Consider the following 19,417-nt stretch of genomic DNA (forward strand, 5'->3'; position numbering starts at 1 on the left):
TCACACCTGCCTTTGAGACAGCAGATAGTCATTCAAATCCTTATGGTCTGCATACAGCGAGGAACGGTCAATGACTTTCTCCCCGAAGCGGGCGTGCAATCTCTGAAAAGTCCTTCGTCCTGCATCGTCATTGTCGAGGAAGCATTCTATCCTTTCATATCCCTGCAAGGCTTTCACCGCTTTCTCCACATTGGATACGGAATTAAGCACAAGCCAATCCGAATCGATGATACCTAACTGCATAGCGGAGAGATAATCCATAAAACCTTCAAAGACGGAACATACGTCCGAGCTGTTACACTTTAAGGAAATGTCCTTTGGCGGTATGCTGCCCTTGAAAAAGCGGTTGCGCAATTCCAATCCTCCGGCATCGTTGCGAAAGCCGATGGCATAGTACCGTTTGCCATGCACCCGGTATCGAACCTCCTCGCAGTTTGGGATGGCAACGTGGGCATTGATGCCTCTTTCTTTCAAGTAGCCCAGCAGTCTGGCATCTTGCAACGGGCGTACCCATATATCCTCGAAGATGGGTTCTTTCTCTTCATTCCTTTGTGGACGTTCTATTATGGAAAGCGGACACGTTCCGCTCTTTGCGATGAATGCCGCCCGCAGGAGAAAATCCTCGCTTCCGATGAACGCTCCTGCCAAGTCGAAGATGTCGCCACCTTTGCCCGTCCCGAAATCGAACCAAACATTCTTGGCGATATCAACCTTGAAAGAGGGTGTCCGCTCCGTGCGGTACGGAGCGGAATACCACAAGGCATTTCCTTTCTGTTTAGTCGGATGAATCCCCATTGCGCTGAGGAAGTCCGCAATGGGAATCTCTCTCATCTGTCGTGCATCCATCAGTCCAGCATGATTTTCATTCCGACACCGTACTGGGCATGGAAACGCTCCGTAGAGCCTCCCCACAGGCAACGTTCCCTGCCATAGAGCAGCAGTACAAGGTGGTCACTCAGATAGGTCTCCGCCTGTAGGGTGATTGCCCCACCGTAGATAAAACCGTCTTTATTGCGTAGTGTCGAGCCGTCAAAGAGCCGTTTCTCTCCGCCATTGACCGTCTCATAGCCCGCCAAGGCGGAAATACCTGCTGACAGGAAAAAGGTCTTGCTTCCGTCCGAAAGCACCCCAAAGAAGAAACCTCCCTCGCCCGTGAACTGCTCCACAGGTATACGCCTTTCTCGATAGGGGTGGTATCTTCGGAGATACTCCGCCCCAAGCACCCATTGATGCCCGCCTTTGGTGTAGGTGGCAAGCGAAGCCCCGAACGTATAGCCCGTCTCATTCTTGGAAGAGGAAGAATAACAACCATCCGCCATGCCTGCGGTCAGGCGTATACCTTCCATCTTGGGCAGACAACGCTGGGCGTGCGCCTGCCCTGCAAAGAGGGCAAGTGACACGATAAACAGAAAAAATGCGAGTTTTCTCATATCACTTCACTTTGAGTTCATTGATTTCCCTCGCACGCACAAGGTCTTCGTTCTCCACGACAAAGGATTGGTGTCTTCCGCCGTTCTTCTCGTGCATCTCCACAATGAGCTGCTTGTCATCGGGGATGGTGAACTTTTGCAGGGTGAATACCGTGCGTTCGCTCTTCTGCCCCGCCACGCAGGTGATGTAGTTGTAGGCACGCAGCGGAAGCAGCACCTGCTCCTGCATGGCAGTCTGCTTGGCGACCTTCTTGTCCACGATTTTGAACGTGATGAAGTCGATGTCGAACGGCACGTTGGACTTGTTGCGCAGTTCCGTATGGAAGTACAGCAGTCCGTTGTGCGAATACAACCCTTTGAGCAGGTACTGAATACCGAAGGACTTGCTGCCGATGTGCTTCACCGCCCGCCTGTCCTCCTTGTGAATGGATTTCATGATGAGCCTTACCAGCATCGGGCTTTCGCTTCCGAGTTCCTTGAGATAGACCTCCATGGCGTTGTTCGGACGGTTTACGCTCTCCCCATCGTGGATGAAGTCTGCCATTTCCACATTGAGTAACAGCGGCTCGTTGGCATACTTGACATTAAAGGTGTAAAATGCCCCGTCTTCGGTGATGACGCTCATGTTCGTCTCTTCGTGGAAGTCCTTGACCGTCGCCTTCACACGGATGACGTTTTCCGCCCCGTCCGCCTTCCCCGCAATGAGGTTGGGCGAACCCAGATCCACATAGCGCACGGCAGAGGGGAAGATGATGTGCACCGTCTTATCGTAGGTAATTTCCAAACCGTGGGGTGGTATCATCCGCTCAAAGCCAATTTTGCGGGTCAGCCCCTCATAGAGGTCTCCCGTTGAGGTTGTTTCCTGTGCGTTCGCACAGACTGCGCCCAGCATCAGGGCGATGGCTAAAACTGTTCTTTTCATTTTTACTTTGGATTAAAGTGGTGAATAATAACTGTGAATTACTTGTTGTCCGATTGGTAGAGCAATACCTTGTAACCAGCCTTCAGATGCACCTTGACGGTACGCATTTTCTTAGAGAAATACTGCGAGGTGCCTTGTATCAGTCCCTTCCCCAAATCAGCGGCAAGCTGTGCGCCCGCATCAGTGGAGAAGTTCATACTGCTGCCTGCGGAAGTACCCATTCCTGCGACAATCTCCTTCGCGGCACTGCGCTCCATCGAGCCGGGGATGAATATCCCAGCTTGTCCGTCCGTATCGTACACCGCCAACTCCACGGGGATGATGTTCCCGTGATATTCCAGCGAAGAGATGAGTACGTTCAGGCGTTCACCCTGTATCTTCGCCACGCCGGCCACCGAGGTGTTCCGAGGGATTTCCCTACCGGATACCAGCATCGGCTCCAAGAGACGGAAACGTACCGTTTGCCCGTCCGTAACCGTCTGCCGGGTATGCACACAGGCGGAGATGGTATTCTTCTCCGTCAGCGGGGCTGTTCCGATGGCGGTATGGAATATGTAGTTCCTCTCCTTGACATATTCGGAGCGGAAAGTCGAGTCGCTCATCGGCTGTGCCAGAGCCGACACCACTTGTTCGCTCACGGGGGAAACGGGAAAGGCTACCGCCTTCCCGTTTCGGGTAGTTACGACCGCTTTCCCTTCGGAAGCCGTCTCCCCGTCCGATGCCAATGCCATATTGGAAGAGGACTGTCCACCGCCCGACGGCATATATTTTGCCGCCAACTGATAGGACTTTTCAAGTAGTGCCATCTGGTCGTTCACGGTTATGGCGGGCGACTGCTGTTCGCTGCTCATACGGTTTTCCAACTCTGCCAATCGGGCACGCAGTTCTTCCTTTTCAGGGTCTTCCCTCGGTGCTTCATAGAAACTGCCGAGCGTGCGGTTGATGTCTTGGTAGGCTGATGCAGAGGCGTGAAAGCCGTCTTGCGGAGCAGCAGTGCGAGAGCCAAAGCCGTTATCTCTTTCCGACAAATCCGTCTTTAATGCCAACTCTTCGGAACTCTGCTCCGGTTGTCCTCCTGTCATCTCCCCGAACATGGAACTCAGACTCTGCATCGCGCGGCTGCGCTCCTGCTCTTTCTCCTCCATCATCTCTTTCTCGTAGGCTTTCTTCTTATCACCGATCAGTTCGGCTGCTGTCGGGTCGGGTACTTCCGTGTTGAATCCCTTCGCCTGTTTCTCCTCTTCTTTCTCCGATGGAGCGAAGATGAGCCACATAGAGCCTGCAAAAAGCAGGAACATCAGGGGATAGATGACAAACTTCTTTCGCCTTTGTCTCTCTTCCTCCGTCAGCTCAGGCGAGGTGCTCGTATCGGAGGCTGTCTTTCTTTTGAATGGGAACATAATCGTAATACTTTAATAGGTTGATACTGTCTTTGGGATAGAGCCGCCTTACGTCAGGAGCTTCTATATGCTCGATTTCTGGTAACGCTTCCTCCTCGGAGTCTCCGTCGGAGAAGAGGCGGAACAAACCGCTGAAGAAAACATAATTGGCAAGGAAAGCGAAGAAAAGAAGCATCGTCAGGACGACATACAGCCTCAGATGAGCGGGGATGCGTCCGCACAGGCGGCGGAGTCTTGCCTCCGCTCCCTCCTGCATCATTCGGAACAGACTTTTCTTTTTCATCGCTTACGGGTACTGATGTCCTTGTTCTCCACAATCTCGAATCCTTCGATATTGAAGCCATTCGGATTGTCATCGCTGCGGCTCGTATTGAGCAGGCGGCATACGGTCACGAGACTGCGCTCGGTCACGTTGGTCGCACGGATAATCATCTGCCGGGCATACGTCCGTACCGCATAGGGATAGCTGTCGAAGTCACAGAGAACGCTGTCCACCTGCACGACCTGATTGATATTTCCTGCCACGATACGGTTGTAGTATCCTTTCTCGGAGAAATCCCGATAGTAATTGTAGGCACTCTTGTCCGCCAAGAGCAGCGCACGGGAGATATTCCCCTCGATGGCACTCTTATCGGGCGAAAGAGTGAAAAACAACTCGTGGAAGCGGCGCACGTGCTCCTTGGCTTCTGCGGGTCTGTTCTGCGACAGATCCTGCGACAAGGCGAGCATCAGCGACTTACCGCCATCCAACACATAGATTTTCTGCCGTTGGGCTTCGGCAAAGGAGTAGGCACTCCATACCGAATAGCCCGCAAGGGCAGCACACAGGCAGATGACGACCAAGGTAAAGAGGCGTATCTGCCTGAAACTCGTTTCGATATTCTTTAATGACTTAAATTCCATAGCTTTTTAATTTTGTTCCGATGGTTCGGATGATTGGTTTCCTCCCCGATGAAATAATTTCCCGGCTATCTCTCTTCCCTTGCTCCCTGCATAGTTCATCGCATTTCGTGCGTGTCCTCCGGCAAATCCACCCACGGCTCCACCCACGGCACCTGCGATACCGGCTCCCTTTCCTGCTGCGTAGTTCACGTTCTTGCCGAAGTTACCTGCTCCACCTGCCTGTATCACCCAACCCGCAACGGTCGGAATGGTGAAGTAGCCGATGATGCCGATCATCATGAAGACAAGGTACACGCCGTTCGAGGCGTCTATCGTGTAGGTAGGGTCGTTCTGCAACTGCGTGATGTCGTGCTTGAGCATCAGTTCCTGAATCTTTGCCAGCATTGAACTGAACAAGTCCGCCACGGGCAGCCACAGATAGATGGAGATATACCTCGTGAACCATTGCGTGAGGGTACTTTGGAAACCGTCCCACACGGAGATGGCAAAGGCTATCGGTCCCAAGATGGAAAGGACAATCAGGAAGAATGTCCGAAGCGTGTCGATGAGCAGGGCGGCTGCGGCGAAAAGCAGTTCCAAGAGCTCCCGCACCATATTGCGGAACCATTTCTTGAGGTTGTACATACTGCGTTCCACGTACATTCCCGCCATTGTCGCCATATCCGAGGGAGAGATACCGAGTTCATCCAGTTTCTTGTCGAACTCCTCGTTACTCACCAGATAGGCTGTTTCGGGATTCTTCACCATCGCCTCGTACTCCAGCTTGTCCCGCAACTTGCGGTATTCGTCCATGCTGAAAGTCTGCTTTTCGAGCATCTTGTGTGTCCCCTGCACGACGGGACTGAGCACCCCGTTGATAGTCTCCAAGACCATCGGAAAGAAGAGGATACAGAGACCGAGCGCAAAGGGACGGAGCAACGGATAGACGTCGATGGGTTCGGCACGGGCAAGCGTCTGCCACACCCGAAGTGCCACATAGAAGAGCGCGCCCAAGCCCGCAATGCCTTTGGCGACACCTATCATGTCACCACACATAGGCATCATCTCCGTGTAAAGCGAACGGAGGACTTGGTGCAGGTTGTCAAATTCCGCTCCCATGATTACCAATACCTTTCGTTGTCCGTTCCATAGAGCGAGAGCACCCGGTCGGTGTCCTGCTGCTTCTTGGCTCTGAGATAGCTCACGGAGATGTTCTTGTTCGTGTAGTAACGCACAAGGTTGCGGTAATCCCTGATTTCCTTGTAGCAGCGATCCACCACGTCCATACGCTCCTTATCGGTCATCTTCAGCGTGGTGATGTTCACTACCTGCTTGAGTTCCTTGAGCAGGTTGTTGCTCTCCCCGAGCAGTTTGGTATAGCCGTTGGCAATGGCGACCAGCTCTTCCGGACGGAAGTTCGGGTCAGAGAGCATCTTCTTGTAGTTCTTCACATAGATATCGGAGATTTCTCCGACCATCAAAATCGTCTCCTTTACCCGTTGGGCGTCCCGCACGAGGTTGTTCACCTTTTTCAGGGCATCGTAGTATTTCTTGCTCTCATTGTAGAGCTTCTCGACCTCCTTGAAGTTGTCGAGCGTGTTCTTGACCGTCTTGGAGGTCTGCACGATTTCCTTGGTCGTGTTGATGATACTCTGTGCAAGATTGGTGGGGTCTGTGACCACCCACTGGGCGTGTGCGCTGCCTGCCAAGAGGCAACCGCACGCCATAAGCATTAAAATTTTCTTTCTCATTTTTCAAATTGATTTTAGCGTAGATACAATGTCGTTCGAGCCACTCGGAAAAATCAGTCGAGTAAATCTGAAAATCAGTCGACTGTTTTCTTGAAATATGACGTCATATTTTTCGAACTTGTTGTATTACGCGGTTAAACTTTCATTGATTACTCTTCTTCGGCGAGCTGCCTGACGGCAAGCTCCATATTCCCGCCGAGTTGCTCGGCACGGGCAAGTACGCGCATCTTCTCGGTCTCCTCCGTCGTGTAGGTGAGGTATTCGGCTTTCGACACTTCGGTGGCATAGACAGCAGACTGCACACCTCCCAGTCCGATCCACACCTCCTTGTACGACCGTGTGGCATCGTTGCTCTGGTTGATGGAGAGTATCTGCCCCCGCTCCTTGTCCGTCAGTCCCAAGAGTGCCTGAATCTGGTCGAACTTGTTCATGTACTTGCGCTGGTCAAGCAGTATCTTGCAGTCGGAGTTGTTGATGATGGACTCCTTGACAATGTCTGAGGAGATGATGTCATCCACTTCCTGCGTCACCACGACCGCCTCTCCGAAGAATTTTCGTACCGTCTTGTAGAGGTATTTTATATATCCCGCCATGTTTGCGGACGCAATCGCCTTCCAAGCCTCCTCGATAAGGATGATCTTCCGTATTCCTTTCAACCGTCGCATCTTATTAATGAAGAGTTCCATAATGATGATGGTGGTAATGGGGAAAAGGATGGGATGATCCTTTATCGCATCGATTTCGAAGACGATGAAGCGTGCGTTCAGCAGGTCGATCTGCTTGTCCGAGTTCAGCAGGTAGTCGTATTCCCCTCCCTTGTAGTACGGCTCCAGCACGTTGAGAAAATTGGCCAAGTCAAAATCCTTTTCCCTGACCTTTTTCTCACGGAGCAATGCCGAGTAGTCGGTGGTGAGATACTCGTAAAAGCTGTTGAACGAGGGAACGATAGCGTCGTCCGCCTTGATGCGCTCGATAAAGAGCGACACGGCATTGGAGAGGGCAACCTCTTCTGAGCGTGTGGCAGGCTCGTTGTCCTTCTTCCATAGTGTCAGCAGCAGGGTCTTGATGCTCTCCCGCTTCTCCACATCGAACACCTTGTCCGTCGTGTAGAAGGGATTGAAGCTGATGGGACTCTCGTCCGAGTAGGTGAAATAGACCCCGTCCTCGCCCTGCGTCTTGTGGCGTATCATCTCGCACAAGCCCTGATAGCTGTTTCCCGTGTCCACCAATACGATATGGGTGTTCTGTTCCCAGTACTGCCTCAAGAGGTGGTTGGTGAAGAATGACTTGCCCGAACCCGAAGGTCCCAAGATGAACTTGTTGCGGTTCGTGGTGATGCCTTGCTTCATCGGCAGGTCGGAGATATCGAGATGAATCGGCTTGCCGCTGCGGTCAGCCATCTTGATGCCGAATGGAGACAACGAATCACGGTAGTTGGTTTCCTCATTGAAGAAGCAGACCGCCTGCTCGATGAAGGTGTAAAAACTCTCTTCTGCGGGAAAGTCGGCTTCATTGCCGGGAATGCCCGCCCAGAACAGCGTCGGCACATCCACCGTGTTGTGCCTTGGCTTGCACTCCATCAGTGCGAGCTGGCTACCCACGTCGTTACGGATACGGCGGAGTTCCTCCTCATCCTCGCTCCACGCCAAGACGTTGCAATGACAGCGGACTGAGGTAAGCCCGAAACTATGCGCCTCGTTCAGGTACTCGTCAATCCATTGCTTGTTGATTTGGTTGCTCCGGCTGTAACGGGAGAGCGAGTGCATGTTCCTTGCATTCTTCTCAAAGCGTTGCAGGTTCTCGGCACTGTCATCAATCAGCACATACTGGTTGTAGATATGGCTGCACGAGAGCAACAGCCCCACGGGAGCGGCAAACGAGAGGCGACAGTCGCTGCGGTCGGTGGACAGGCGTTCATAACGCATATCCGTGCCAACCAGTCCGGGCAGGTCTTCCGTATCGGAGAGCGTATGCAGGCAGAGCCGCTTGTTGCCGATACGCATACGGTCGGCTCTCAGGTCGATGTCCTCCAATACCGTCGTGTCGGAAAGGGAGAGTGAGAAATACTTCTCTATCAGTCCCGGTTTTTCCTCCGTGCCGACAATCTCTTCGTCGTTCAGTCGGGTAAGACGAACAAAACCGCACTCGTTCATAATCCGCTCAAACTGCTCGGTGGCTTCGAGGAACTTGCGGGCGGTATCCTTGTCCCGTACCTCCTTGGGGATGATATGCCCACGGCAGAGGGTAGAGAAGTTGCTCTGTTGCCGGCTGCGGTTCTTGGTTGTCTTGGTCAGGAACAGGTAGCAGGCGTGATTCAAGAACGGTCGCTCGTTGAAGTGTCGCTCGAAACTGCGGGAGAGGAAACTCATATCCTCCTTTTGCAAGTCCGGATGGTAACCCTCCTTGACAAACCAGTCCTGCTTGTGCACGACACTGTAGGTCGGCAATACCTTGATCGCCTTTACCCAAGCCGAATGGATGGCAGCATACTCCGCACTTGTCACCGTATAGAGTTCGGGCAAGTCCACCCGAAAGGCGACCGTGATGTCGGCGTCCTTCGAGAGGATGCACCCCTCTTCGACGGCAAGCAACGGGAAGCGGTTTTCCAGCGTGGTGGCTTTCAGTACGTTTCTCATTGTCTTTCCTCCTTTCCTTTGTTCGTTCTTTTATTCTCTCTTCTCTTTCGTTTTGGCAGCTCCTTGTGCCGCAACAGACGGGGAATGCGTCGTCGGTTGATGAGGTATCGAGGGTGGCTGTGCAAAGCGGAACGCTTCATCAGCCCGTGTTCCCCATACTTCTTGTTCAGGGAGAAAGTCTGCCACACCAGAATGGATGCGGAAGTCCCTCCGAAGCCGATACAGATCCATTGATTGACACCCGCCATATAGAGGATGACAAACAGCACGAAAAGGGCAAGTAACCCTCCGGCGAAAATGAACAGATACTGGCTTTTGAGTCCCTGAAACTCCACCGAGCGACCGATCCCCTTGTTGATGGGATAGGTCTCCATAGGCTTAGAGGAAGAAACTTCTTAAAATGGTGGCTGCCACGATAAGGAAAATACAGGCTCCGAACCAGCTCGCGGCGGTCTTCGAGGTGTCCGGATCTCCGGACGAGAACTTTGAATAGACCTTTACCCCTCCGATAAGTCCCACGACCGCACCGATGGCGTAGATGAGTTTCGTGGCAGGGTCGAAATAACTCGTCACCATGCTCGTGGCTTGGTTGATACCCGACAAACCGTTGCCTTGGGCAAAGGCAGAGGAAATGGAAAGCAGCAGAATGGCTGCGATAAGAAAATGTCTTTTGGTCATAAATCTTTGTTTTGTGCCGAGAGGATTGGATAGACTTCTCCCGACGGGTGAATACTGTTGTTACTTTCGGATTTTAGTGGTGGCTCTCTTGGGATCAGCCGTACTCTTTTTCTTTCATTGCTTGTTGCATTAAAGGGTTCATACTATTGGGACAAAACCATTCGGAAGGGGCGTTACGCCTTTTCGCCGCTGTAAAGCTCCTCGAAACGGGCACGGACGATTTCATCGATCGTGGCTGAGCGTTTCGCATCGCTTCGGAGCGTTTCCATCAGGCGGGTTCCTTCCAACGCTCTCAGCGTATCGCCGGTACTCTGTCGCTCTGCTTCGGTGTGGGCGTGGCGGTGAATGACCGACAAGGCTTCCAGCACCCGTTCAAAATCAATTCCCGTGGCATATTCGCTTTCTCCCGAAACGGGAAGTTCTTCATCTTCCTCTTCTTCAAAGGATGGAGCATCTGAGAACTCATACGTTAAAGGAATCTCATCTATGTCGGGTAGATCATCCGGCTCTTCCGATGGCTCTTGTCCGTTTTCGACAGCAAATGTAGAAGCCTTTTTTGCTTCCGCCTCGCCTTTTGGATAACTGCGTACTTGTGGCACCGAGTGGCTGAGCTTGAAGCGACTTTTACCGATGATTTCCACTTCACTGACCGTTTGACAAGGCTTTTTCTCAATTGCCCTGTTCTTCCTTTTTCTTCGTTCATACAAGAAAAAAAGAAGCAGCCACAAAAGGTAGAGCAAGAGAAGGACAAGGACTATTCGGTACATAGGCGTTGCAGGATTTCGTGAAGCTCATCGCCTAATTCGATACAGAGCCTGCTCAACTTCCCTCCGTGGGGTGGGAAGAGGGTGGATACCCCTCTTCTGCGTTCGGAAAGCAGCGGACGATACAAACGGGAATGGCTCAATGAGGTCTGCATCAAGAGGACTCCCGTTTCATCGGAAAGGGTGCGACAGCGTTCGTCGGCATCCTCACATTCCCAAGCCTCTATCATATTGCGAAGCAGGTAAACCTCCCTGATATTGCCCTTACCCATCGTAAGTATCTGCTCTCCCAAGATGTCTATGAAATGGCGGACGGCTTCCATATCCATCGGACTGCCCGTAACGGGAAAGACGGCGGCATCCATTGCTGAAAGCAACTCCACCGTCCCTTCGGTACGCATCAATGGGGGAAGGTCGAAAAGAATGCATCGAGGATGGCTGTCCACACAGTGTTGCTCCACTCGCCTCAGGGCTTCCCGCACCGGAGTGCAGATAATCGGATAAGGGGCATAGGCTGTCCGATGTTTCAGGCGCATCAGCCTTTGATGATTCAGGTCTTCCGACTCTTGCTGTCGCAGACGAGCGATGGTATAGACGGGATGGTTGCAATCCACGACAGCGACATTGCATCCTCTGTGGTAATGCAGAATGCTTGCGGAAAGTACCGTAAGCGAGGTTTTGCCGACACCTCCCTTGGGGGAAGCGATGGCAAGATAAATGGGTTTACTCATATTTTCTCTTTTCTTTGAGTGGGTGAATACTATGTCTTGATAAATCGTTTGTAATCGAAGTTGCCTGAGTGAACCTCTTTCGGAGCTTCTTCGGCAACGCGCTCCAGCAGCTCGCGGACACGTTCCCCGGCTGCTTTCTTAATCGCTTGGAACATCGGGGAGTCGTGTATCTTATAGATGGTTTCGGCAGCTTTTGCAGCTTCCTCTATCGGGGCATTCTTGCAGGAGAGGACATTGCCCATTTGTTGTAGTTCTTCCACGGTGATACTTTCCGAAAGGGAGTGGCTTTCACCTTGGACTTCCACCAATACATAATCCTCTTCTTCGGGGATGAAAGGAGAGGTTTCTTCCGACATTCCCGTTTCAGGCGTCTGTTCCTGTTGCTCTTCTTCGATGGGCAACTCGGCTAAAAGGATATTCTCCTCTTGGGAGGATCCCTTTTTGGGGATGCGGATGGTAACGACGAATTTCCCCTTGCCCCGTTCCCGGAAAAAGAGCCGCAAGTCACGATAGAGTCTCACGGCACTCCGATAGCGTCCGTACAGGAAGCGGGTGACCTGCACGCTGCCGAGATAGGCTAAGCCGACCGACAGCAGAATGACAATCACCTGCTTCATCGCTCGAAACGTTTACGGAACTGTTGCTCAAACAAGGCGTCTATCTCATCACGGTGACTCTCTAAGTGATGCCGGAGAATATGTTCTACGAATGCCCCAATCGTCAGTTTGCCTGCGGCTGCCACATAGACGATTTCGGAAATCTCTTCCTGTGTCTTTTTGGAAATGAACACGCCCTTTCGGTCTCCGATGTTCAGGGGTTGCAGAAAGGTGGTTTCGTAATCGCTTCTCTCTTCCTGAAGGAGACCTGTAGGGTGTCCCTCGGAATGCTCGATGAGCGTGGTGGAGTTACGGATGGTTACTTTTGAAGAGACGCTTTTTCGTTCTCTGCAGGACTTATGACCTGCCATTTGTTGATCTTTTTTCTGTTTCATATCACAATAATTTCTTGAAGTTCTTTTCACTTAATCGGTTGATTTCTTCCTTGTAGTCCTCTAAATGTTTAAGAAGGATGTTTTCCACGTACATACCCAATGTCATCTCTCTCTTTCGGATGAAGAGGACGATTTCCGACAGTTTGTCCTGCAACTCTCTGGAGATGTAGATTGCCTTGCGGTCATACAGATCATTGCGGTGCATGAAGAGTGAGATGTAATCTCCTTTGGCGGTATGCTTGCGACGTGTTCGGATGGGTAGTTGCGATTCTTCCGAAACCTCTTTCCGTGTTTCCGATACAGACACATCCACCTCTTCGACGGAGGCAGGCGGTATCATCTCGCTCTCTTTCTTTTTCATCGGGATACCCTGTGAAATCAGTTCCCGGATAGCGACGGGATCTATCGCCCCTTTATTCTTCTCTGCCATATGCTTCAGGTTTTACGATGGACAAGATTTCCTCCACAAGCTCTTTCAGACGACTGCCTCTAAGCAGCGTGCGAGAGGCGGGAAAGATAGTCGAACGGAAGAGGGTCGTACCCTCATCCATCACTTCCTTTTTGTAGCGGGTCGTATTGGGGACTGCCGTCTTCAAGACCGGAAGTCCCAACTCGGCAATGACCTTTTCATACATCGCATAGAGGGGTGTCTTCTCTCTGCCGTCCACCATGTTCCAAAAGAGGTAGATCCCTTTGTTGGCAGTGTCTGTATTGTCGGTTATCGCCTCCTTGATGATGGCTGAAAAGCTCAGCGTGCTTTCCAAGGATATACGGTCGGCGGAGATGGGTGTGAAAATGTAATCCATACCGGAGAGAGTGGTCAGCACACCGTCATTGTTGATGGTTCCGGGCAGGTCAAAAAAGACGAAATCCGTATCCGATTCGTGCGTTTCCAGATATTCCCTGACCGTATCCACGGCTGCCTCTGCCGTGGCACAAAGGATGGCGTACGTGGGCTTTTGCAACTCGGAGAATTGGGTGGCTGCCAATTCTTGCAGCGCGAGGTTGCGATCCACGCCCTGTGCGTCACGCTGACGCATGGCATTGATACTGAATTGCGGATAGTCGCAATCCACCACAATAAGGTTATACCCGCAGGCATAGTGCAGGTAACTTGCCGTCAAGACCGTAAAGGTCGTTTTGCCGACACCGCCCTTCTGGGTGGAGAAGGCAATGAAAACAGGTTTCTTTTTCATTTCATTTTCTGTTTAATGGTTCTACATATATGTGTGGAAAGGCGCATGCACGCCTTGGCTTGTTTCCTTGAAAAGGCAGATATGGAAATGAGTCCGTGAGGGAATAAATCCCCGGACAGGCATACGGCGAGGTATTCCGATAAGGGAACATAGACCTGCCTTTTGGGATATGTCCCTCCTTGCATAGGAGTGGAGCTATATGACGGGAGTCATACCTGCACACGTCCACCCATCCATACGTCCGCACTTGTACCCTTGTGCAAGGGTGTAAGGGGCGACGGGTGCAATAACTTGTACATATTCTCATTTCTATTTCCATTTCCGTAATTGTCTGTTCAAATGGCTGCGGACAGGTTTTCAGACTTGGGCAGGCAGGTATGTCCACCGACCTGCAAACACCTGTTCGACGGGGCAAATATAGAAGCCTTTACCCCCTTGTTTCTGCCCTTTTTGCTAACTGCGTACTTGTGGCTTCGATTTGCGTATTTGTGGCTTCGTGAGAGGTAAGTGCTTTAGGCACAACGCTTAGTAACTTTGCACCCAAGCGGTAAGCCGAAGCCTTCGAGGCATAAAGCGTTCTTTTTTGAGGGACTCGACTTCCGTCCTTCGCGGACGGATTTATTTGCGCCGGAGCAAATAGCAAGATATGTCCTGCGTTACTCGAAATAAATTCGGTAACTCAGAACTCTTGCTCTTGCAGAGGGCTGGAAAAACTCCGAAGTCGTTTTTTCTTGGAAGAGAGAATGCCTTGTCTTGAATGCCGGTGATGCCGTGAAACACTAAAATCCAAAGTAAAATGACAAAGAGACATGTGGGGAGACCCCTGAAAAAAGAGAAAGCCAGCCATTGTTGCATGGTTCGGTTTACGGACACGGAGTTTGCGCGTTTCCTGACGCTTTATGAACAGTCAGGTGTCCCGAACAGGGCTGTTTTCATCAAGGCAAGGGTCTTTGATGAGACTTTCCGAGTGATAAAAGTAGATCGTTCATTGCTTGATTACTATCAAAAACTGACGACTTTGTACGGACAATTTCGCAGTGTCGGGGTGAATTATAACCAAGCTGTGGTCGCCTTAAAGAGCAATTTCACCGAGAAAAAAGCCTTTGCGATGCTTGCCCAACTGGAGAAACTGACACTAGAATTGGCGGCTGTCGGAGGCGAAATCGTACATCTAACCCGTGAATTTCAAGAGAAATGGTCGCAAAGATAAACTATGGCAGTTCCCTTTACGGCGCGTTGGCGTACAATGGAGAGAAGGTAAATGAGGGCGTTGCCAAGATTCTGGAGACCAACAAAGTGTTCTCTCCGGCTGATGGGACACACGATATATCCGCCTGTATGCAGGACTTTATGGCATATATGCCGAGTCATGTCCTCACTAAGAAACCGGTTATACATATCTCCTTGAATCCGCATCCCGATGACAGACTTACCGATGAGCAGTTCTCAGCCATCGCACGGGAGTATATCGAAAAGATGGGCTACGCTAATCAACCCTTTATCGTTTATAAGCATGAAGACATAGACAGGCATCACCTGCATATTGTCACCTTAGCCGTCGATGAGCGGGGAAAGAAGATTAACGATGGCAATAATTTCTATACCAGCACCCGTATTCTCAAAGAACTGGAACAGAAGTACGGTTTGATCCCTGCGCAAATGCGGAAGGAAAAAGAAGTGTTTCGCCTGCAAAAAGTCTGCTACGGCGACGGAGAGAATCTTAAAAAGCAACTGGTTTCGGTCATCAGACCGGCAGCGAAATTCTACCATTGTCCGAGTTTTAAGGAATACCGTGCTTTGCTCTCCACCTACAATATATGTGTGGAGGAGGTTAAGGGAGAGATACGCGGAAAAACCTATATGGGACTTCTCTACTTTGCCACGGATGACAAGGGGAATAAAGTCGGAAAAGTATTTAAATCCTCTCTCTTTGGGAAGTCTGTCGGATATGAAGCTCTGCAAAATAGATTCAAGGCGTCAAAGGAGAAACTGAAGGAAAAGCATCTTGCTCCTAAGACCAAAGCAATCGTAGCCGGAGCATTGAGGCGTTCTGCCACAAGAGAGGATTTCAGGGGGAACCTGCATCACAGGGGTATTGATGTCCTCTTTCGTGAGAACGACGAAGGGCGGCTCTATGGCATCACCTTCATAGACCACAATAACGGCTGTGTAGCCAATGGCTCGCGATTGGGAAAGGAACTTTCGGCAAATGCCATTGCCGAATGGTTCGACCGCCCGCATCCCGAACTGTCTGCTCCTATACAGCAGAGTGAGAAAGGCAGTATTCCCCAAATTCTGACTTCGGACGAAGATTCCGTCTTGGGCGGTCTCCTCGATTTGCCTTTGGAAGCCCACGGAATGGATTGGGAGGAAGAGCAGTTTCGCAGACGAATGCAGCGCAAGAAAAGAAAACAACGTAAACTCTAAAAACAGAAAGATTATGTCACAACAAGAAGACGATTTGAGAGCACTGGCGAAAATCATGGATTTTCTGCGTGCCGTAAGTATCATACTGGTGGTTGTCCATCTCTATTGGTATTGCTATGAAGCGATACGGCTATGGGGCGTGAATATCGGAGTGGTAGATAGGATACTGATGAATTTCCATCGCACGGCGGGACTATTTGGAAATATGCTTTACACCAAGCTCTTTGCGCTGGTACTGATGGGGCTTTCCTGTTTGGGTACAAAGGGCGTGAAAGAGGAGCATATCACTTGGTCGAAGATAGGGGCATTCATGGGTGCCGGCTTTGTCTTTTTCTTCCTCAATTGGTGGATACTTGCCTTGCCACTGCCCATAGAGGCGAATACGGCTCTCTATACTTTTACGATAACCGTAGGCTATGTTTGTCTGCTGATGGCGGGACTCTATATGAGCCGACTCTTGAAGAACAACCTGATGGAGGATGTCTTCAATCAGGAGAATGAATCCTTTATGCAGGAGACAAGACTTTTGGAAAACGAGTACTCGGTCAATCTGCCGACCCGATTCTATTACCACAAGAAATGGAACAGGGGCTGGATAAACGTGGTGAATCCTTTTCGTGCGGTCTCCGTCTTGGGAACGCCGGGCAGCGGTAAGTCCTATGCTATCATCAACAATTTCATCAAGCAGCAAGTCGAGAAAGGTTTTGCCATCTACTGCTACGACTTCAAGTATCCCGACCTCTCCACGATTGTTTACAACCATCTGCTGCATCACTCGGAGGGTTATAAGGTCAAACCGAAGTTTTACGTGATCAACTTCGACGACCCTCGTCGGTCGCACCGCTGCAATCCGATACACCCCGATTTCATGAGCGACATTTCGGATGCTTACGAATCGGCTTATACGATTATGCTCAACCTCAATAAGACGTGGGTGCAGAAGCAAGGGGATTTCTTCGTGGAGTCGCCCATCGTACTCTTCGCCGCCATCATTTGGTATCTCCGTATTTTCGAGGGAGGGAAATACTGCACCTTTCCGCATGCCATAGAGTTTCTCTGCCGCAAGTACGAGGATATTTTTCCGATACTCACCTCATATCCCGAATTGGAGAATTACCTTTCTCCTTTTATGGACGCTTGGCTCGGAGGGGCGGCTGACCAGTTGCAAGGGCAGATAGCCTCCGCCAAGATACCCTTGTCAAGGATGATAAGTCCGCAGCTCTATTGGATTATGACAGGAGATGATTTCACACTCGACATCAATAATCCCAAGGAGCCTAAAATCCTATGCGTAGGAAACAATCCTGACAGACAGAATATCTACGGAGCGGCATTGGGATTGTATAATTCGCGTATCGTCAAGCTCATCAATAAGAAAGGGATGCTGAAAAGTTCCGTGCTCATCGACGAGCTACCCACCATCTATTTCAAGGGGTTGGACAACTTGATTGCCACCGCACGAAGCAACAAGGTGGCGGTATGCTTGGGCTTTCAGGACTTTTCGCAACTGAAGCGCGATTATGGAGACAAGGAAGCTGCTGTAGTGATGAATACTGTCGGAAACATTTTCTCCGGACAGGTGGTCGGCGAAACGGCAAAGACTTTATCGGAAAGGTTTGGCAAGGTGCTTCAAAAACGGCAGAGCATGAGCATCACCCGTAGCGACAAGACCACCTCCATATCCACGCAGATGGACAGCCTTATTCCGCAGAGCAAGATTTCCACGCTCACGCAGGGTATGTTCGTGGGAGCAGTCGCCGACAACTTCTCCGAACGTATCGAGCAGAAGATATTCCACTGTGAGATTGTGGTGGACAATGTAAAGGTGGCAAAGGAAACAGCCGCTTACCGACCGATACCCATTCTGACGGACTTCACGGATGAAAACGGAGAGGATATGATGGAACAGGAAATCAAGGCGAATTATGAACGAGTAAAGACGGAGGTGCGGGAAATCGTGGAACGGGAGTTGCAGCGAATCTCCGACGATCCGGAACTCTCCAAACTACTCAATACCAAGAAATAACGGTTGTTTTTCTTGGCTCTAAGGCAGAATTTTTGTATTTTTGAAAACGCTAAATGATTACACTATGAACTGTTTTAATCATACCCAAGAACCGGCGGTAGCCCAATGTTCCGATTGTGGAAAAGGGCTGTGTCCCGAATGTGCGGAAAGGTATCAGCCGATACTCTGTACACCTTGTTTTCAGAAGAGAAAACGTAGTGAGATTTGGCGTAGCATCTTCAGCCTGTTGTTTCTCATCGCCTTGTTTGTCATGGGGTTCAGGTGGAACTTTTTGGCAACCAAAGGTTTTGAAGATATGAGAGGTATGTCCGGATATGTGCTGATGGCGATATGGTCAGGCTATCTCTTCGCTGAGAAGTTCATTCCCTATAAAATGATTGCAGGAACAAACTGGCAGTGGGTATTTTACTATATCTTCAAACTCCTCCTCTTTGTCATCATAGGAGTCTTCACCGCTCCTTTCACCTGCCTGTGGGCTGTCTATAGAGTTATCAGGGCTTTTCGATAGAACTTGTGGAAACCTTATAAGAAAAGAATATGAGTATGCATAATATATCGCTCACTTCGACAGAATACCAAAGTTTCAGAGACGAGATAACCAAGCGCATTCGCTCCGCACAATACGAGGCGTTGAAAGCCGTCAATAAGGAGATGATAGCCCTTTACTGGGAAATTGGCATGCGTATTACAGTACAGCAGACAGCACTCGGCTGGGGAAAATCTGTTGTGGAAAACCTTTCCCAAGATATTCAAAAGGAGTTTCCGGGCATACAAGGATTCAGTGCGAGAAATATGTGGGATATGGCACGATTCTACTCTGAATATCAATCAAATGAAATTCTGCAACCATTGGTCGCAGAAATCAGTTGGACAAAACATATCGTCATTCTGACCAAGTGTAAGGAGACACAACAGAGACAGTTCTACATCTTGGCAACCAAGAAATACGGATGGACGAAAGACGTGCTGATACACAAAATAGAATTGAAGACGTATGAGAACTTCCTGCTCGGACAAAGCAATTTTGATACCACGCTACCCGAAAACATTCGTAATCAAGCCGCCCTTGCCGTAAAAGACGAGTACACTTTGGATTTTATCGGATTGGGCGAGGGGCATTCTGAATATGAGCTGGAACAGGCTATCATCAAGAATATCCGCTCTTTTCTGATGGAGTTCGGAACGGACTTTTCGTTCATGGGAAATCAGTACCGACTGGAAGTGGATGGCAGGGAGTATTTTATTGACCTGTTGCTATATAACCGTCGCTTGCAGGCAATGATAGCCGTGGAGCTGAAAATCGGTGAGTTTAAGCCTGAGTACAAAGGGAAGATGGAGTTTTATCTCAATGTCCTGAATGAGACGGTTAAGTTGCCGCATGAAAACCCTGCCATCGGCATCATCATTTGCAAATCCAAAAGCAGGACGATTGTGGAATATGCCCTCAAGACTTCGGCAATGCCCATCGGTGTGGCGACATACAGCCTTTCACCCGAACTGCCCGAAGCCTATAAGGAACTGCTTCCGGCATCCGAGGATATAGCCAAGAAATTGGAACTGCTTATCAAAGAATAAGACAGAAG

The 19,417-nt window shown here is 50.4% G+C and carries 22 protein-coding genes; 5 read left to right on the forward strand and 17 right to left on the reverse strand.

Annotation, left to right across the window (positions count from 1 at the left end):
* The 17 genes from EL210_RS05975 to EL210_RS06055 form a co-directional block, all read right to left on the reverse strand.
* Window positions 1-846 carry a toprim domain-containing protein gene (locus tag EL210_RS05975; protein WP_018920023.1) on the reverse strand — a complete coding sequence of 282 codons (846 nt, stop codon included), beginning with the start codon at window positions 844-846 and terminating at the stop codon, window positions 1-3.
* On the reverse strand, window positions 846-1,430 hold the full coding sequence (locus EL210_RS05980) for a conjugal transfer protein TraO (RefSeq protein ID WP_025879493.1): 585 nt from the start codon (window positions 1,428-1,430) through the stop codon (window positions 846-848). Before EL210_RS05980 ends, EL210_RS05975 begins: the two co-directional genes overlap by 1 nt.
* 1 nt (window position 1,431) lies before the next feature.
* Window positions 1,432-2,352 (reverse strand): conjugative transposon protein TraN, encoded by a 921-nt coding sequence (gene traN, locus EL210_RS05985; RefSeq protein ID WP_018920025.1) that lies wholly within the window; start codon window positions 2,350-2,352, stop codon window positions 1,432-1,434.
* 38 nt (window positions 2,353-2,390) lie between these two features.
* Window positions 2,391-3,752, reverse strand: coding sequence for a conjugative transposon protein TraM (traM, locus tag EL210_RS05990; protein WP_026285919.1), 1,362 nt, complete (start codon window positions 3,750-3,752; stop codon window positions 2,391-2,393).
* On the reverse strand, window positions 3,703-4,035 hold the full coding sequence (locus EL210_RS05995) for a TraL conjugative transposon family protein (protein WP_018920027.1): 333 nt from the start codon (window positions 4,033-4,035) through the stop codon (window positions 3,703-3,705). Before EL210_RS05995 ends, traM begins: the two co-directional genes overlap by 50 nt.
* Window positions 4,032-4,655, reverse strand: a complete 624-nt coding sequence (gene traK / locus EL210_RS06000; protein ID WP_008564069.1) for a conjugative transposon protein TraK — start codon at window positions 4,653-4,655, stop codon at window positions 4,032-4,034. The genes EL210_RS05995 and traK overlap by 4 nt, the downstream gene beginning before the upstream one ends.
* Window positions 4,656-4,661: 6 nt before the next feature.
* Entirely contained in the window at window positions 4,662-5,753 is a 1,092-nt protein-coding gene (gene traJ, locus EL210_RS06005) for a conjugative transposon protein TraJ (RefSeq protein WP_025879491.1), read from the reverse strand.
* A gap of 2 nt (window positions 5,754-5,755) precedes the next feature.
* A complete protein-coding gene (locus EL210_RS06010; RefSeq protein WP_004341668.1) occupies window positions 5,756-6,385 on the reverse strand; it encodes a DUF4141 domain-containing protein in 630 nt (209 codons plus the stop codon).
* A 149-nt stretch (window positions 6,386-6,534) separates the two neighbouring features.
* Complete coding sequence (locus EL210_RS06015; RefSeq protein WP_018920030.1) at window positions 6,535-9,021, reverse strand: TraG family conjugative transposon ATPase; 2,487 nt, start codon at window positions 9,019-9,021, stop codon at window positions 6,535-6,537.
* Window positions 9,018-9,395: a DUF4133 domain-containing protein gene (locus tag EL210_RS06020; RefSeq protein WP_004362402.1), complete on the reverse strand. Its 378-nt coding sequence runs from the start codon at window positions 9,393-9,395 to the stop codon at window positions 9,018-9,020. The genes EL210_RS06015 and EL210_RS06020 overlap by 4 nt, the downstream gene beginning before the upstream one ends.
* A 4-nt stretch (window positions 9,396-9,399) precedes the next feature.
* The gene (locus EL210_RS06025) at window positions 9,400-9,699 is read right to left on the reverse strand and encodes a DUF4134 domain-containing protein (RefSeq protein ID WP_004341665.1); all 300 of its coding nucleotides are present in this window, start codon (window positions 9,697-9,699) and stop codon (window positions 9,400-9,402) included.
* Window positions 9,700-9,872: 173 nt separating this feature from the next.
* Window positions 9,873-10,466 carry a hypothetical protein gene (locus EL210_RS06030; protein WP_026285920.1) on the reverse strand — a complete coding sequence of 198 codons (594 nt, stop codon included), beginning with the start codon at window positions 10,464-10,466 and terminating at the stop codon, window positions 9,873-9,875.
* Window positions 10,454-11,194, reverse strand: a complete 741-nt coding sequence (locus EL210_RS06035) for a ParA family protein (RefSeq protein WP_025879490.1) — start codon at window positions 11,192-11,194, stop codon at window positions 10,454-10,456. Before EL210_RS06035 ends, EL210_RS06030 begins: the two co-directional genes overlap by 13 nt.
* A 29-nt stretch (window positions 11,195-11,223) precedes the next feature.
* Entirely contained in the window at window positions 11,224-11,811 is a 588-nt protein-coding gene (locus tag EL210_RS06040; RefSeq protein ID WP_018920034.1) for a hypothetical protein, read from the reverse strand.
* Entirely contained in the window at window positions 11,808-12,161 is a 354-nt protein-coding gene (locus EL210_RS06045; protein ID WP_025879489.1) for a DUF3408 domain-containing protein, read from the reverse strand. The genes EL210_RS06040 and EL210_RS06045 overlap by 4 nt, the downstream gene beginning before the upstream one ends.
* A gap of 25 nt (window positions 12,162-12,186) precedes the next feature.
* Window positions 12,187-12,615 (reverse strand): DUF3408 domain-containing protein, encoded by a 429-nt coding sequence (locus EL210_RS06050; RefSeq protein ID WP_018920036.1) that lies wholly within the window; start codon window positions 12,613-12,615, stop codon window positions 12,187-12,189.
* Window positions 12,599-13,381: a ParA family protein gene (locus EL210_RS06055; RefSeq protein WP_018920037.1), complete on the reverse strand. Its 783-nt coding sequence runs from the start codon at window positions 13,379-13,381 to the stop codon at window positions 12,599-12,601. The genes EL210_RS06050 and EL210_RS06055 overlap by 17 nt, the downstream gene beginning before the upstream one ends.
* A 796-nt stretch (window positions 13,382-14,177) precedes the next feature.
* On the opposite strand from EL210_RS06055, the gene mobA reads away from it, so the two are divergent.
* From mobA to EL210_RS06085, 5 genes are all read left to right on the forward strand, one after another.
* Window positions 14,178-14,591, forward strand: a complete 414-nt coding sequence (mobA, locus tag EL210_RS06065) for a conjugal transfer protein MobA (RefSeq protein ID WP_004341650.1) — start codon at window positions 14,178-14,180, stop codon at window positions 14,589-14,591.
* On the forward strand, window positions 14,576-15,808 hold the full coding sequence (gene mobB / locus EL210_RS06070) for a conjugal transfer protein MobB (RefSeq protein WP_018920039.1): 1,233 nt from the start codon (window positions 14,576-14,578) through the stop codon (window positions 15,806-15,808). The genes mobA and mobB overlap by 16 nt, the downstream gene beginning before the upstream one ends.
* A gap of 13 nt (window positions 15,809-15,821) precedes the next feature.
* Window positions 15,822-17,834 (forward strand): conjugal transfer protein MobC, encoded by a 2,013-nt coding sequence (gene mobC, locus EL210_RS06075; protein WP_025879488.1) that lies wholly within the window; start codon window positions 15,822-15,824, stop codon window positions 17,832-17,834.
* A 304-nt stretch (window positions 17,835-18,138) separates the two neighbouring features.
* Window positions 18,139-18,342 (forward strand): hypothetical protein, encoded by a 204-nt coding sequence (locus EL210_RS14035; protein ID WP_004584101.1) that lies wholly within the window; start codon window positions 18,139-18,141, stop codon window positions 18,340-18,342.
* A gap of 29 nt (window positions 18,343-18,371) precedes the next feature.
* Window positions 18,372-19,409: a PDDEXK nuclease domain-containing protein gene (locus tag EL210_RS06085; RefSeq protein WP_018920042.1), complete on the forward strand. Its 1,038-nt coding sequence runs from the start codon at window positions 18,372-18,374 to the stop codon at window positions 19,407-19,409.
* Window positions 19,410-19,417 lie beyond the last annotated feature (8 nt).

The sequence above is a fragment of the Segatella oris genome (genome assembly GCF_900637655.1).
Lineage (GTDB): Bacteria > Bacteroidota > Bacteroidia > Bacteroidales > Bacteroidaceae > Prevotella > Prevotella oris.